The sequence below is a fragment of the Oceanobacillus sp. CFH 90083 genome (genome assembly GCF_009389585.1).
In the GTDB taxonomy this organism is placed as follows: domain Bacteria; phylum Bacillota; class Bacilli; order Bacillales; family Amphibacillaceae; genus Oceanobacillus.
In genome coordinates this window covers 16,847-31,517 of record NZ_VIYG01000011.1, presented here as the reverse complement: position 1 = coordinate 31,517, position 14,671 = coordinate 16,847, and the positions used below count along the sequence as shown (strand labels likewise).

The window sequence follows — 14,671 nt, the reverse complement described above, 5'->3', positions numbered from 1 at the left end:
GGGCAGGTGATTAATAGTTATGAGGTTTTTAGAAGAAAGTATCGTTAAGGTTGGGGTGGAAGTTTCTAATGCTTATGAAGCGATTGAAGCTGCTGGTAATCTGTTAGTAGAGGGTGAGCTTATCGAAGAATCATATGTTAAAGCGATGAAAGATGCGTATAAAGAAAATGGACCATATTTTGTGCTGGCACCACATATTGCTATTCCTCACGCAAGACCAGAGGATGGGGGAAAGGAAGCATCTGTATCTCTGGTGCAGTTAAAGAATCCGGTTGAATTTGGCCATTCGGCTAATGATCCGGTACAGCTTGTATTCGGTTTAGGTGCATCATCCAGCGAGGAACATTTAACACTGCTTCGCAAGCTTACCATGCTTTTGAATGATTCAGGCAATGTAGAAAAATTAACTGCAGCAGAAACGTATGAAGAAATAAAAAAAATAGTGGAAATGGAGAGATGAATAATGATAAAAGTATTGGCAGTTTGCGGGTTGGGGCAGGGAACAAGTTTGATTTTAAAAATGAATATAGAGCAGGCATTAGCGGATAGAGGGATTGGTGCGGATGTGGAACATACAGATGTCTCCTCAGCTTCCAACATGGACGCAGATTATATCATTACCGGCACCGAATTAGCAGAGAGTCTGACGGATCATCAGGCAAAGGTTCTGATCGTTAATAATTATTTTGACATGGATGAGATAAATAAAGTGATTGATGAGAATCTGGTGAATTAAATAAATAGAGGAGGGAATTACGATGGATGTGATTTTCTGGATTGCCACGAATATTTTTGGACAAGCAGCAATTCTGCTGGGATTTATCGTTCTTTTAGGCTTACTATTACAGAAAAAGAGCACAAGTCAGGTTATTAGCGGTACATTCAAAGCAATCATTGGTTTCTTGATTATCTCTGCTGGAGCAGGTGTCATTACTGGTGCACTGACAGTATTTGAACCACTGTGGAAGGAAGTATTTAATTTATCAGAAGAACCGCTTGGAAGCTTTATGGGACAGGAAGCTTTTAATGCAAGGTATGGCAGTGCGGTGACGCTGGCAATGACGCTTGGCTTTGTTATTAATGTTCTCTTAGCCAGATTTACGAAGCTGAAATATATTTATTTGACTGGACATATGATGTTTTGGACGACGACCATTTTTGCAGGTATTGTGATTCAGACAGCAGGAGATGTTTCCTTTGTTAAACTGGTTATCTTTTTAGCAGTTATTATGGGCGTATATTGGACCGTGCAGCCTGCCTTAACACAGCCATTTATGCGAAAAATTATGGGCAACGATAATATCGCTCTCGGTCACACATCTGCTTCTGTTTCTTTATTAAGTGCTTTGGCTGGTAAATATTTCGGTAACAAAGAGAATGACTCTGAAAAAATTAAACTGCCAAAAGGATTGGAGTTTTTAAGAGATTCAAATGTTATTACTGCCCTAACAATGGGACTGTTATTTTTAGTTGGAGCGATTATTATTTCCTTTAAAGATACACCGGGCGCACAAGAGCTGGTAGCTGCTGCTGGAGAACAGAACTTTATTGTCTATGCAATTATTCAATCATTTACATTTGCAGCGGGAATTGCAGTTGTTCTTTTAGGGGTACGCATGTTTATTGGAGAAATGGTTCCTGCCTTTAAAGGGATTGCGACGAAGATTGTTCCGGGAGCAAAGCCTGCTCTTGATAGTCCAGTAGTATTCCCATTTGCACCAAATGCTGTTATTTTAGGTTTCCTCGGAGCGTTTGTCGGAGCTTTAATCTGGTTAGTCGTGTTAGGAAATACAGTCAGCTATGTGTTTGTCCCAACTATGATTGTTTTATTCTTCCACTCTGCAACGGCAGGAGTATTTGGAAATGCAACAGGTGGTGTCAGAGGAGCTGTCATGGGCGGATTTATTACAGCTACAGTCGTTGCCTGGGGACAATTTATCATGGTAAAAATGCTTTTACCAGGTACTGTGCCAGATACAGCTATGTGGGCTGCGGATTCTGATATGTTTATATTGGGACCGATCATCCGATTATTAGCACAGTTATTCTTCTAATAGAGGATGTTCAAAAAGGACTCAAATGATAAGCGGCGAGCTAATGGCCTTCTGCTAAAAAGCAACGTCGTATGGACAACGCAGAAGTCTCATCACAACACGTGAGAAGCCCGTTTGTTAAAATCATGTCGCCTTGATCTTCAAGACTCCATTCGGCACTTTTTGAACGTACACTAATATAAACTGAACAACTGGAGGGATTCTAATGAGTTTTATCAGGACATTTCACGGCGATATTGAGCCTTCCGCTTTAGGCTTCACCTATTCACATGAACATATCGTCTGCCGGCCGCCATACTGGATTGAGCAAAAAAAGGATGATTTGCTTCTGGATGATAAAGATAAATCAAAGCAGGATGTCCTGGATTTTCAAAAGCTTGGCGGACAGGCAATTGTGGATGCAACTGCTGTGGATTATGGGCGTGATATACAAGCAGTGAAAGAAATTGCAGAAGAGACCGGTATCACGATTATTGGTACAGCCGGTTTTAATAAAAGCTTTCTATGGGATGCCTCAATACCAGAGCATGTAAAAAAAGTGACAGGGGATTATGTCACGTATTATCAATGGATTGATGCGAAATCTGTTCATGAGCTGGCTGACTTTGTTATTCGTGAAATAGAAGAAGGATTAGAAGGAACCGGAATACAAGGCGGGCAGGTGAAGTTTGGTACAGGCTATAATCGCATAACACCATTAGAAATAAAAACATTGCGTGCAGTAGCCATTGCACATCATGAAACAAAAGCTCCAATGCATTCTCATACGGAAGCTGGAACAATGGGGCTGGAACAGATTGAACTGCTGCAAAAGGAAAGCGTTAACCTGGAGTATATGAGCTTTGGGCATATGGACCGTAATCCGGACCCGTACTACCATGAGCAAATCGCACAAACGGGCGCCTATCTTTCATTTGATGGTATTTCAAAAATTAAATATGCCCCGGAAAGTACACGTATTCAATGTATTTTAGAACTGGTCAGAAAAGGGTATGAAGACCAGATTCTTGTCAGCGGGGACACAGCAAGAAAATCCTATTATAAGCATTATGACTATGGCTTAGGATTGGAATATATTATTAGGAAATGGGTTCCACGCTTTATTGACGAAGCATATAGAAATGGGTTTGATGGTGAAAAACTAATTGATAAGTTCTTTATCCATAACCCGGCACGCTGTTTTACATTTAAAAAATAGAGTGTACAAGCAATTTTAACGTCAAGATAACGGATGAAAAAGCAGGTGATGAAGAAGATGGAATTCCAATATGAGAATTCTTTTGAAGTGAAGGAAAAAATTAATCAATCTAAAGTAGCTATTTTACCGATTGGTGCAGTAGAGGCCCATGGTCCCCACTTGCCGCTCGGGACCGATAATATTCTTGCTGAACGTTTGTCACATAAAATAGCAAAACGTGTTCATGGGTTGGTCCTGCCTGTATTACCTTATGGGCAGGTGTGGAGTCTGCGTAATTTCCCGGGAAGTATTCATATAAGTAATCATGCCCTTATTGCATTTCTGGTTGATATTGGAGAAAGCCTTTATAAGCAGGGATTTAAAACATTTGCAATGGTGAATGGACATTTGGGAAATCAGACTGCATTAAAAGAAGCAGCTCGTGAATTATATGAATCCTGTCCGGAAATGCGTGTATTCTATTTCTTTTATCCAGGTATGAGCAAGGCTGCAGAAGAGATCCGGGATAAAAATGCTTCTCATAATACCTATTTTCATGCCGATGAGATAGAAACATCTTACATGCTTTATCTGGCTCCGGAATTTGTAGATATGGATAAAGCACCTGCTGATATTCCTGATATACCGATGTATGCTGACGCTACACCCACACCATGGGAGGATTTTACAGATACTGCCGTCTTAGGTGATGCCAGTATCGCTACAGCGGAGAAAGGGAAATATATCATTGATATTGCATTAGAAAATATAGTCAGCATTATGGAAAGTGTAGATGAGACAGGACAGAGAGGAGAGTAACGATGATTCATTCGTATTTTAACCAAATCACAGATTTATTGGAAACGGTTGAAAAAGAAGAAAAGAAAGCAATGACTGCTGCAGCAGAAAAAGTGTCAGATGCGATTCAACAGGGCGGAATTATTCATTTGTTTGGCTGCGGGCATTCGCACATTCTTACGGAAGAGGTCTATTACCGCGCTGGCGGACTGGTTCCGATACATCCTATTTTTCATGAGCCGCTGATGCTGCATGAAGGAGCTGTCCGCTCATCGGATCTGGAAAGAAAAAATGAATATGCAAAAAGCTTTATGGAAGAACAGGATATTCGTCAAGAGGATATTGTTATTATTCTTTCCACTTCTGGAAGAAACCCTGTACCGGTTGATGCAGCTGAAATTGCTAAAAGCAAAGGTGCTTATGTTATTGGTGTTACTTCCATTGCATATGCGTCCAGCCAGCCGTCACGTCATGAAAGCGGGAAATATTTGTATGATGCAGTGGACTTAGTCATTGATAATCATGCTCCAATCGGAGATGCACTTCTGTCACATGAAAGGGTAAAAATAAAATTCTCACCAAGCTCTACTGTCATTGGTGCAGCAATATTAAATGCTATTTTTGCAGAATCTATCAGGCAGATGGCAGAGAATGATTGTGAACCTCCTATTTTCTTAAGCGGAAACCTGGAAGGATCGGACGATCATAATCAAATGCTGATTGAGAGGTACAAAGAGCGGGTGAAGCTTTAAAAATAATATTTCCTTTATATTGCATTTAGTCAGGGAAGAGCAACTGATTCAATCAATATAAAAAATTTTTTACAAGATAGGAAGTATAAGAAAAACTATCGATTCGCTAAAAGACAAGCGAATCGATAGTTTTTTAATGACTTAAATAATTAGAAATCGAAAATTAGTATGATTCCTTATTATTAGATAAAATAAATATAACACCAGTGACTTATTTTACCTTAAATATGACATAAGGAGAAGGAAATCATGATATCTGATTCTACTGTAGAAAAACTGAATAACGAGTTGAACCAAACCTGTAAGGAATTAAAAATTCCCGGGATGGCACTAACCATTTACCAGAACGGCAACAGCATTTATGAAAATTATTATGGCTATAGAGACGTGAAAGAAGAGCTGCCAATTACAAAAGATACGATATTTGGCGTAGCTTCCATCACCAAATCCCTGACATGTCTTATAGTTATGAAACTGGAGGAGGAAGGAAAATTAACTGGCAAAGATAAAGTGAAAGCATGGCTGCCTGATTTGAAATGGCCGAAAGAAGATTATTTGAAACAGTTGGAAGTTAGACATCTTATGACCCACACCAGCGGGTTGCCGGGATTACCTTCGATTCATAACGCCCGTATCAGAAGTATTATGGCTGACCCCGATGGTGCGTTTTTATTTGGAAAATGGCAGCCTGATGAGCAGACTATGATAAAAAACGTGGATGAATTGATTGAACAAATAAGTAAAATGGATTTTGAATTACTGGGTCCGCCTGGAACTGTGTTTAATTATTCCAATGAAGGATTCGGGATACTGCAAAAAATTATCGAATCGGCAAGCGGAATGCCGTTTATCAAATATGTTAAAGAAAAACTATTTTCCCCGCTCGATATGAAAGATTCATTTTTCCTTACTAAATCAATCATTAACAGAGAAAATGTAACAGAATTATATGCATATAAAGAAGAACAGGCAGGTATTTTTCATTCACCGGCCTGGTGGGATGTTGGTGATATTTACACGAATGGATCCTGGAAAACATCTGCTGCTGATTTAATGAGATTTGCAGAGCTGCTGCGTTTAAATGGCAGTTTTAAGGGAAGGAAGATTATATCAGAAGATGGAATCAAAAAAATGACTTCAACTGCATTTGGTTTACCTAATGGCAGCGATTATGGCTATGGAATGGAAATAAACTCTATAGGAGAATACACACGATTTGGACATGGGGGCAGTATAAAGGGAGTATCCTCTAATTTTCAAGTTATCAGAGAGAAAGGAATATCTGCTTCCATTTTGATGAATATGGCTGATGTCCCGGCTGAAAAAATATTAGTCTCTGCATTAAATACTATTTTAGAAAAGCGGGCTGAGGAGCCTTTCAAGAAAAGTCAGGTACTGTCTGATAAACAAGTGGATTTAAGCATTTTTTCTGGGTTATATCAATCAGCAGAAGGGAATAAAGCTTCGGTATCGATACAGAATGATTTGCTTTACCTGAAGCAGAATAAGTTATTAACGTGCTTTTATCCAATATCTGAAAATGATTTTATAGCTAAAACAGGGGAGAGGATTTATTTTTCAAGGAATGGAGATAAGGTGACTTCTGTTCTGATTGGGAAGAGAGTACTGGAAAAAGTAGATTGAGAATTGGCTAGATAACCCCTGGGTATTCATGTGTTCAGTTGAATATCCAGAGGTTTTTTGAGTGAAATAAATTTTATATTCTATCGCAGTGCTGTCGCAAGTATAAAATTCTGTTTACTAAAAATAAGAATGGGGAATGGTAACTGAAAGAAGAAGTAAGGAGATCAGATGATGCTTTGGTCCATTATAGTTATCATTTTAGTTTTATGGCTGCTGGGTTTTATTGGCGATATAGCCGGAAACCTTGTGCATATATTATTAGTTGTAGCTTTAGTTATACTGATTGTAAAACTATTAACTGGCCGTAAACCTTAGATGAGAGCTTATTTAATATTGGAATGTTGGTTTTCTGTAACTAGTAAAAAGTTAACTCTATTAATTATTTCAAAGGAATATATCTGTTTACGAACCTAAATTATCTGTTTTAGATATAATTTATGATTCAAGGTGTTGGATAAACTCAATTTAGCAAAAGGAACAGTACCTAAAGTGAGTTAGAATAGTGGCTAATGCTTTAAGGATACCATGGAGAACCCAGTGTTTTTTTATGGTATCCTGTTGTAAAAAACTTATTTAAGAATAGAAAATCGTGTGAGTACTCCTTGCTTAAAATCTCTTATAAACCAAGTTTAGCAATTAATTAATAAATATTTATGCCCAAAACAATTATAATATTAGTCCAATAGGTTTGAATTTGTTAATAACATTATAACGTTATTTACTTTAAAGAATTTGTGTGATATATTGTTTACCAAGAAGTAAAAGAATACGTTTTCAAATAATAGGAGGTAAACTGTATGAATATTTTATTATGTTGTTCAGCGGGAATGTCTACAAGTCTACTAGTTACAAAAATGCAGAAGGCTGCAGATGAGCAAGGGAGGGAAGCTGTTATTAACGCTGTTTCGGCTTCAGAAGTACGTAATCATGTTAGCGAGGCTGATGTTATTTTACTTGGACCACAAATCCGCTATATGCTTCAGGATATGAAAAAATTAGGTGGGGAATATAATATTCCAGTTGCTACAATCGATCAAAGAGATTATGGCATGGTTAATGGGAGCGCTGTGTTAAACCAGGCTCAGAAATTAATTGATGAGAGTGCTGATTCATGACAAAAGAAGAACTTTATGAACAGTCTTTTATGTTGATTATGCATAGCGGTAATGCCCGAAGCAGTGCAATGGAAGCAATTCAATCTATTAAGCAGCAGGATCAGGACGAGTGTAAAGCAAAGCTGAAAGAAGCAGATGAGGAGTTTGTAAAAGCACATCATATCCAAACAGAATTGATCCAAAAAGAAGCTGCTGGGGAAGCATTTGAACTTCCAATTATTTTGATTCACGCGCAGGATCATCTAATGAATGCGATGACTACGGTTGAACTTGCCAAAGAAATTATTGATTTATACAATGCGAAGTAAAGCTGCAGTAAAGAATATTTTTTTAATCAAAAACATTATAACGTTATTATGTTAAGGGAGTTAAATATGTATGAATAAATTTATGGGTTTCCTGGAAGAAAAGGTATTGCCTGCGACACATAGGATTGCTTCACAAAGACATTTACTTGCAATTCGTAATGGGGTGCTTTCTACGCTGCCTCTGACAATTATCGGTTCTTTCTTTGTGATATTACTGAACTTCCCAATTGAAGGCTATACAGATTTTATTGCACCTTATCGTGAAGTACTGGATATCCCATTTCGTTTCACAGTAGGAGCAATGGGGCTGTATGCAAGTTTTGGGGTAGCTTATGCGCTGGCAGGACATTATAAGGTCGATCAGCTCAGTGCAGGCTTGCTTGCAGTATTGGCTTTTCTGCTTACATCCGTTGTCCCTGTAAATGTAACAGAAAGTGTAGATGGTGTTATTGAAGCAGGACGCTGGTTAGATATCAGCTCTTTAAGTGCACAATCGCTATTTGGCGGTATTGTTACATCTCTTTTAACAGTAGAGATATTTCGCTTTTTTATTCAGCGGGATATTAAGATTAAACTTCCAGACACTGTACCGCCGATGGTTGCGAATTCCTTTTCAGCGCTAATTCCTGCATTAGTTATTATCGTGCTTTTCTGGTTTGTCCGTCACATACTGAATTTCGATATTAATTATGTCATTACCTGGGCTGTTACGCCGCTGAAAGACCTGCTCGTAGGTAATAGTCTGATAGGCGGAATGTTAACAGTATTCCTGATTGTGTTTTTCTGGACACTAGGTATTCATGGACCAGCTATTTTGGGACCGGTTATTCGCCCGATGTGGGATGCAGCAATTTTGGAAAATATGGATACCTTTGCAGCAACAGGAGATGCAGCTAATCTTCCTACACTTTTTACAGAGCAGTTTATTCAATGGTTTGTCTGGATCGGAGGGTCTGGATCAACACTGGCTTTAGTGATACTGTTTATGCTTTCCAAAGCAAAATATTTAAAGGAGCTTGGGAGACTTTCATTTATACCGGGTCTTTTCAATATTAATGAACCAATTATCTTTGGAGCGCCGATTGTAATGAATCCACTGCTTGCGATTCCATTTATAATTGCTCCGCTTGTAAATACAGTGATTGCTTATCTATTTTTTACATTTAACCTGATTCCAATGATAATGGCAAAGCTGCCATTTACTGTACCATCACCAATTGCTGCCATTATCAGTACAGATTGGTCGATAACTGCCGGCATCTTAGTTATTATTAACTTTACCGTCGCGATGCTTATTTACTATCCGTTCTTTAAAATGTTTGAAAAGCAGCAGCTTCAAACAGAAGAAGAGTCACAAACTTCATAAAAAGGAGTGTTATCTTTGCTAGAAATTATCTTTGCAGCAGCAGCTTTCGTCGGGTCTCTTATTTATTTTAATAAAAAAACATTAAAATCAAAATCTATATGGAAAGCAATAGGACTTTCTATTCTGATTATTCTTGCGGCTATTGCGTTGTTTGTTCTGACAGGCAGCCGTTTTATGAGCATTATTATTGTATCAACAACTATATGCTCGGTCTATATCTCTACACTTTATCGAGAAATGCTGACACGTATACATAAACGTCAGCAGCAATTATTAAAACAAAGAGAGGGGTAATATTCTATGCGTCGTTTAGGTGTATCCATTTATCCTGAAAAATCGACTCCGGAGCAGGACAAAAATTATTTGAAGAAGGCAGCTTCTTATGGATTTAGCCGTGTCTTTACCTGTCTGCTTTCTGTGCAAAAACCAAAAGAAGAAATCAAGGCAGACTTTGTGGATATTATTTCATGCGCGAAGGAATTGCAAATGGAGGTAATCTTAGATGTTGCACCGGCTGTATTTAATCAGCTTGGTATCAGCTATGATGAGCCGGGCTTTTTCGCAGAGCTTGGCGCGGATGGGATCCGGCTTGACCTAGGTTTTGACGGATTAAAAGAAGCACAGCTGACTTACAACGAGTATGGATTGAAAATTGAATTGAACATGAGTAATGATGTTGCTTATTTAGATAATATTATGACACATCAGCCAAATGCAGCAAATTTAGTTGGCTGTCATAATTTCTACCCGCAAAAATATACAGGGCTTCCGTATGAATTCTTTATCAGCTGCTCCGAACGTTTTAAAAAACACAATTTACGTACGGCAGCCTTTGTAACATCAGCCCATGCAGAATTGGGACCATGGAATATTAATGACGGTCTGTGTACACTGGAAGAACACCGGAATCTGTCAATTGATGTACAGGCAAAGCATCTGTTTGCTACAGGGCTTATTGATGATGTTATTATTGGCAATGCGTATGCCAGCGATAAGGAACTGGAGCAGCTTGGAAAGCTTAATCCAGCCAGGCTTGAGCTTTCCGTAGAGCTGGAAGATAATGTATCCGATATTGAGAAAACAATTATGTTTGAAGAAACGCATATACGACGGGGCGATATCAGCGAGTATATGGTTCGATCCGTAGATGTCCGGAAAAAATATGCTTCCCATTCAGTAGTATCTGCGGCAACTCCAGCGCAAAAACGTGGAGATATATTCATTGGAAATGATTCTTTTGGAAAATATAAAGCGGAGCTTCAGGTTATTTTAAAAGACATGCCGGCAGATGAACGAAAAAATAAAGTAGGACATGTACGTAAGGAAGAGCTATTTTTACTAGATTACATTCATCCTTGGGCAAGCTTTACTTTAAGAGAAATATAGAGAAACACATGATGGACTTCTGTCGGGGAAATGGGCAGAGGTCTTTTTGTGTCGTCAGTCATATTGAATCTTTCAATCGGGGTTCAATATGAAGATATTGAAAAAGCTTCTTTTTTGATCTTATTAATTACTTTTGACCTTTAGTAATTACCGATTAAAAATAATCCCTTTCTTTATATTCAATTAGAATGGGTAAATGATCTTTATAAAGGAAAGCTGCACACACTTCTACTCCTCAATCCCCTATGATATATTATGAATAACAGAGGAAGGAGCGAAAAATAATGGATTTGAAATTAAAGGACAAAAAGGTACTTGTTTTAGCTTCCAGTAAAGGAATCGGCAGGGAAATTGCCCATAGGTACTCTGAAGAAGGAGCATCAGTCATTATTACCGGCAGAACGGAAGATGTTCTGAAAAAGACAGCAGCTGAAATTTCGTCCCGGACAGGCGTTGAAGTGATTCCATTTGTTACAGATGTTTCGAAAAAGGAAGATATCCAACGTTTATTTGCTTTTGTGAAGAAACATTTTGGTGTGCTTGATGTATTAGTAAGTAATGCAGGAGGGCCGCCTGTTATTGATTTTGAAACCAGCGATGAAGCGGACTGGTATGATGCATTCGAATTGACATTGATGAGTTCTGTCCGGGCAATCAAGGAAGCGATTCCTTTGATGAAGGAAAATGGGCGGGGAAGAATTTTATATGTTGCTTCAACTTCCATTAAAGAACCAATCAGCGAGCTGCTGCTTTCCAATATATTCAGGAGCGGTGTACAAGCTCTGTGCAAAACACTGGCACAGGATTATGCAAAGGACCAGATATTAATCAATATCGTTGGGCCGGGAAGAATTGATACAGACAGGTTACGAAATATTGATAGGCAAAATGCTGAACGCAATCAGGTTGCGTTAGCGGATTGGCGAAATAAAGTGCGGAAGTCTATTCCAATCGGCCGATATGGCACAGCGGAGGAATTTGCGGATGCGGCGGTCTTTTTAGGATCTTATCGAAATACGTATATAACCGGGCAGACGTTGTTGATTGATGGTGGAGTGGTGAAGTCTTATTGAATCCAACGTTCCGTAAAAAAACAAACAGCCGAATGGAAAACGGAAAAGATGTACCTAAATTAATGACACTATAAAATCTGCTGAGTAGAAGATTCTTTTAGAGCACCAAAGTTAAATAAATAGCATATTTTGAAAACTTCTTTTCTGTCACACTCTATCAATATACCGTATCAATTACAAGCTCAGCTCCAGGCAAAAAGTGAGCTTCATTGAATACACAAAGGCCAGATATATATATAATATTTTAAAATAAAATCAGATAATAAAAATGTAGCAATCCGTCTTTATCTAGTGCTTAACCCGCTAGAAATGGCGGATTTTTAATGCAGTGCACAATTTCAGCCAAAAAGAAAGCACCTTTCTTTATTTCCTTTAGATTAGTGAAATTTCATTATTAATAGTGAAAATAATGAAATTGAAAACGATTCCATATGATATAAAATAAAAGTGTACTAAAAAGTTAATATTAACTGATAATGCACTCAAAAAATGAAATGAAATATAGAAAGGGGAGAGTGACGTGGCAAATGAATTTGGAATTTTGGTCATGACCCATGGGGATTTTGGTAAGGCAGCAATAGAAAGTGCTCAATTGATCGTAGGAGAACAGGAAAACTATGAAACAATCAGTGTTTTCGTTGTCGATAATCTGGATGATTTAAAGCAGGAAATGGAAGATAAGGTAGCAAGCTTAGATACTTCTAAAGGGCTGGTAATTCTTACGGATATTGTCGGGGGGACGCCAATCAATTTAGCCAGCAGCCTTCTGACCAGAGAGGACACCATTATTGTATCAGGTGTGAACCTGCCAATGCTATTAGAGGTTCTCATGAATCGCAGGAAAGAAGTCAATGAATTGGAAGAAGTTATTCAGACAGCTTACGCACAAGGTTTATCGATTAGAACAAATAAAGATTTAGAAGGAGACGATGACGATGATTTGCTTTAGTAGAATTGATGATAGATTAATCCATGGACAGGTTGTGACAACCTGGGTGAATATGCATAAGATTGAACAGATTGTTGTATTAAATGACAAAATCGGAAATGATGCAACACAGAAAAACATTTTAACAATGGCAGCTCCATCAGGAATTAAAGTAAGAGCATTTCCAGTGAAGAAGTTTGCTGAAATTATTAAAAAGCAAAAGATTACACGCCGTACGATGCTTCTATTTACCACAAGTGAAGATGTTCTGGAGGCTGTGGAGAATGGTGTGCCAATTGATGATCTAAATGTCGGAGGAATGAGATACCGTGAAGGAAGAGAGAAAGTATCCAAAGCATTGTCTGTAACATCGGAAGAAAGAGAAGCATTCAAGGAATTACTTGAAAAAGGTTTAAATATCACTGTACAAATGGTTCCGAATGATGAAAAAGTAGATTTGAGGGAGGTCATCTAAATGGTCACCTCTTTACTCGTATCACTTTGGGCCGGTATTTGTGCGATCGATGATATCGGTACACAGATGATTAGACGGCCGTTACTGATTTCAACGGTTGTCGGATTAATTATGGGAGATTTGCAGACTGGTTTGTTAATCGGAGCAACATTGGAAGTGATGTGGATGGGCGTAGGAAACGTCGGAGCCTATTCTGCACCGGATATTATTACAGGTTCAGCAATTGGAACGGCTCTTGGAATCATTTCTGGCGGAACAGCAACTGCTGTTGCGTTAGCAGTCCCTACTTCTTTACTGGCACAGCAATTATTAATTTTATATCGTTCCGGGATTGTTTATTTGAACCCGATTGCTCAAAAAATCGCAGAAACGGCAAATTTTAAAAAGGTATTTCGTATCCAATATGTTCCTATGATTTTTGCTTTCTTAATCCGTGCAGTTCCAACTTTCTTAGCAATCTATTTTGGTGCTGGTGCGATTGATACAGCTGTCGAAGCATTACCTGATTCGGTGATGGATGGATTATCGATAGCCGGTTCGATTATTCCTGCTGTCGGTATTGGTTTATTGATGCTGATGATGATTAAGAAAGGTGAATTATGGGTTTTCCTCATTGCAGGTTTTGCACTTGCCGTTTATCTTGATTTATCGGTACTGCCAATTACCTTGATTGCCCTGCCATTAGCTTATCTTTACGATTTGGCTACACGGGAGAAGGAGACGAAGGATGAGTCGAAATCGGATGATTTTGATGATGAGGAGGATTATGATCTATGACGGAGCATAATGAGCAAAATAAGATTACCAAAAAAGATCTCAATCGAATTTTTTGGCGCATGCAATTAATGAATGTGACAAACAACTACCAATCCATGCAGGCAATTGGTTTCTTATCCAGTTTTACTCCTGTTTTAGAGCGGTTATATGCTGATAAGCCAGATGAATTAAAAACAAAAGCGATGAAGCGTCACTTAGAATTTTACAATAGTCATGTAAATGCGAATGCATTAATTATGGGTGTTTCTGCGGCAGTAGAAGAAACGACAGCGGAAGAGGAAAAGGAAACTGTTACCTCTATTAAGACAGGGTTAATGGGTCCGTTAGCTGGAATTGGAGACAGCCTGCTTAAATTTACCTGGCTTCCTATTTGCGGGAGTATTGGTGCTTCGCTAGCTTTAAATGGTAGTGTGATTGGCCCTATTCTGATGTTTCTTTTATACAACACTGTAAATATCGGTACGAAGTATTATGGCATCCATATTGGGTATAAGCAGGGTGTACAAATGATTCAAGGTGCCGGCGGGAATTTCCTGCAAAGGCTGGCCAGTATGGCGAATGTAGTAGGTCTGATGGTTATAGGAGCATTGATAGCCAGTATAATTAAAGTGAATGTAGATGCCCAGATTACAGCGGGTGAAAATATTATCGAAATTCAAGAGATGATTGATCAGGTTATGCCTGGCCTGCTTAGCTTATTAGTGACATTTGCCGTTTATAGAATCTTCAAGAAAACGAATGGAAAGTATGCCCCGCAATTAATTGTAGGGATTATGATTTTAGCGATTTTATTAACGATGGCAGGTGTATTAGCATAG

General features: G+C 38.5%; 18 protein-coding genes. All 18 read left to right on the top strand.

Features of this window, described 5'->3' with window-relative positions; genetic code table 11:
* The first annotated feature begins 19 nt into the window (after positions 1–19).
* The 18 genes from FLK20_RS15795 (at position 20) to FLK20_RS15710 (ending at position 14,671) form a co-directional block, all read left to right on the top strand.
* Positions 20–460: a PTS sugar transporter subunit IIA gene (locus FLK20_RS15795; protein WP_152657560.1), complete on the top strand. Its 441-nt coding sequence runs from the start codon at positions 20–22 to the stop codon at positions 458–460.
* Positions 461–466: 6 nt separating this feature from the next.
* Entirely contained in the window at positions 467–736 is a 270-nt protein-coding gene (locus FLK20_RS15790) for a PTS sugar transporter subunit IIB (RefSeq protein ID WP_152657640.1), read from the top strand.
* Positions 737–758: 22 nt separating this feature from the next.
* Positions 759–2,054, top strand: coding sequence for a PTS ascorbate transporter subunit IIC (locus tag FLK20_RS15785; protein ID WP_152657559.1), 1,296 nt, complete (start codon positions 759–761; stop codon positions 2,052–2,054).
* A gap of 205 nt (positions 2,055–2,259) precedes the next feature.
* Positions 2,260–3,252, top strand: a complete 993-nt coding sequence (locus FLK20_RS15780) for a phosphotriesterase family protein (protein WP_152657558.1) — start codon at positions 2,260–2,262, stop codon at positions 3,250–3,252.
* A gap of 57 nt (positions 3,253–3,309) precedes the next feature.
* Positions 3,310–4,050 carry a creatininase family protein gene (locus FLK20_RS15775; RefSeq protein ID WP_152657557.1) on the top strand — a complete coding sequence of 247 codons (741 nt, stop codon included), beginning with the start codon at positions 3,310–3,312 and terminating at the stop codon, positions 4,048–4,050.
* A gap of 2 nt (positions 4,051–4,052) precedes the next feature.
* Positions 4,053–4,781: an SIS domain-containing protein gene (locus tag FLK20_RS15770; RefSeq protein WP_152657556.1), complete on the top strand. Its 729-nt coding sequence runs from the start codon at positions 4,053–4,055 to the stop codon at positions 4,779–4,781.
* Between the two features lie 249 nt (positions 4,782–5,030).
* Positions 5,031–6,425 (top strand): serine hydrolase domain-containing protein, encoded by a 1,395-nt coding sequence (locus FLK20_RS15765; protein ID WP_152657555.1) that lies wholly within the window; start codon positions 5,031–5,033, stop codon positions 6,423–6,425.
* A gap of 171 nt (positions 6,426–6,596) precedes the next feature.
* The gene (locus tag FLK20_RS15760; protein WP_152657554.1) at positions 6,597–6,740 is read left to right on the top strand and encodes a lmo0937 family membrane protein; all 144 of its coding nucleotides are present in this window, start codon (positions 6,597–6,599) and stop codon (positions 6,738–6,740) included.
* A 482-nt stretch (positions 6,741–7,222) separates the two neighbouring features.
* Positions 7,223–7,540, top strand: a complete 318-nt coding sequence (locus tag FLK20_RS15755) for a PTS sugar transporter subunit IIB (protein WP_152657553.1) — start codon at positions 7,223–7,225, stop codon at positions 7,538–7,540.
* Positions 7,537–7,848 (top strand): PTS sugar transporter subunit IIA, encoded by a 312-nt coding sequence (locus FLK20_RS15750; RefSeq protein ID WP_152657552.1) that lies wholly within the window; start codon positions 7,537–7,539, stop codon positions 7,846–7,848. The genes FLK20_RS15755 and FLK20_RS15750 overlap by 4 nt, the downstream gene beginning before the upstream one ends.
* Positions 7,849–7,918: 70 nt before the next feature.
* Positions 7,919–9,214 carry a PTS sugar transporter subunit IIC gene (locus FLK20_RS15745; protein ID WP_152657551.1) on the top strand — a complete coding sequence of 432 codons (1,296 nt, stop codon included), beginning with the start codon at positions 7,919–7,921 and terminating at the stop codon, positions 9,212–9,214.
* A gap of 15 nt (positions 9,215–9,229) precedes the next feature.
* A complete protein-coding gene (locus tag FLK20_RS15740; RefSeq protein ID WP_152657550.1) occupies positions 9,230–9,508 on the top strand; it encodes a hypothetical protein in 279 nt (92 codons plus the stop codon).
* Positions 9,509–9,514: 6 nt separating this feature from the next.
* On the top strand, positions 9,515–10,600 hold the full coding sequence (locus FLK20_RS15735; RefSeq protein ID WP_152657549.1) for a DUF871 domain-containing protein: 1,086 nt from the start codon (positions 9,515–9,517) through the stop codon (positions 10,598–10,600).
* A 284-nt stretch (positions 10,601–10,884) separates the two neighbouring features.
* Entirely contained in the window at positions 10,885–11,673 is a 789-nt protein-coding gene (locus tag FLK20_RS15730) for an SDR family oxidoreductase (RefSeq protein ID WP_152657548.1), read from the top strand.
* Positions 11,674–12,193: 520 nt separating this feature from the next.
* Complete coding sequence (locus FLK20_RS15725; RefSeq protein WP_152657547.1) at positions 12,194–12,622, top strand: PTS sugar transporter subunit IIA; 429 nt, start codon at positions 12,194–12,196, stop codon at positions 12,620–12,622.
* A complete protein-coding gene (locus tag FLK20_RS15720) occupies positions 12,609–13,076 on the top strand; it encodes a PTS sugar transporter subunit IIB (RefSeq protein ID WP_152657546.1) in 468 nt (155 codons plus the stop codon). The genes FLK20_RS15725 and FLK20_RS15720 overlap by 14 nt, the downstream gene beginning before the upstream one ends.
* The gene (locus tag FLK20_RS15715; RefSeq protein ID WP_152657545.1) at positions 13,077–13,853 is read left to right on the top strand and encodes a PTS mannose/fructose/sorbose/N-acetylgalactosamine transporter subunit IIC; all 777 of its coding nucleotides are present in this window, start codon (positions 13,077–13,079) and stop codon (positions 13,851–13,853) included.
* Positions 13,850–14,671, top strand: a complete 822-nt coding sequence (locus tag FLK20_RS15710; protein ID WP_152657544.1) for a PTS system mannose/fructose/sorbose family transporter subunit IID — start codon at positions 13,850–13,852, stop codon at positions 14,669–14,671. The genes FLK20_RS15715 and FLK20_RS15710 overlap by 4 nt, the downstream gene beginning before the upstream one ends.

Coding starts and splice junctions, on each gene's coding strand:
- FLK20_RS15715 (WP_152657545.1), top strand. CDS start 13,077: ATGGTCACCTCTTTACTCGTATCACTTTGGGCCGGTATTTGTGCGATC.
- FLK20_RS15730 (WP_152657548.1), top strand. CDS start 10,885: ATGGATTTGAAATTAAAGGACAAAAAGGTACTTGTTTTAGCTTCCAGT.
- FLK20_RS15720 (WP_152657546.1), top strand. CDS start 12,609: ATGATTTGCTTTAGTAGAATTGATGATAGATTAATCCATGGACAGGTT.
- FLK20_RS15785 (WP_152657559.1), top strand. CDS start 759: ATGGATGTGATTTTCTGGATTGCCACGAATATTTTTGGACAAGCAGCA.
- FLK20_RS15745 (WP_152657551.1), top strand. CDS start 7,919: ATGAATAAATTTATGGGTTTCCTGGAAGAAAAGGTATTGCCTGCGACA.
- FLK20_RS15775 (WP_152657557.1), top strand. CDS start 3,310: ATGGAATTCCAATATGAGAATTCTTTTGAAGTGAAGGAAAAAATTAAT.
- FLK20_RS15710 (WP_152657544.1), top strand. CDS start 13,850: ATGACGGAGCATAATGAGCAAAATAAGATTACCAAAAAAGATCTCAAT.
- FLK20_RS15760 (WP_152657554.1), top strand. CDS start 6,597: ATGCTTTGGTCCATTATAGTTATCATTTTAGTTTTATGGCTGCTGGGT.
- FLK20_RS15770 (WP_152657556.1), top strand. CDS start 4,053: ATGATTCATTCGTATTTTAACCAAATCACAGATTTATTGGAAACGGTT.
- FLK20_RS15755 (WP_152657553.1), top strand. CDS start 7,223: ATGAATATTTTATTATGTTGTTCAGCGGGAATGTCTACAAGTCTACTA.
- FLK20_RS15765 (WP_152657555.1), top strand. CDS start 5,031: ATGATATCTGATTCTACTGTAGAAAAACTGAATAACGAGTTGAACCAA.
- FLK20_RS15795 (WP_152657560.1), top strand. CDS start 20: ATGAGGTTTTTAGAAGAAAGTATCGTTAAGGTTGGGGTGGAAGTTTCT.
- FLK20_RS15750 (WP_152657552.1), top strand. CDS start 7,537: ATGACAAAAGAAGAACTTTATGAACAGTCTTTTATGTTGATTATGCAT.
- FLK20_RS15780 (WP_152657558.1), top strand. CDS start 2,260: ATGAGTTTTATCAGGACATTTCACGGCGATATTGAGCCTTCCGCTTTA.
- FLK20_RS15735 (WP_152657549.1), top strand. CDS start 9,515: ATGCGTCGTTTAGGTGTATCCATTTATCCTGAAAAATCGACTCCGGAG.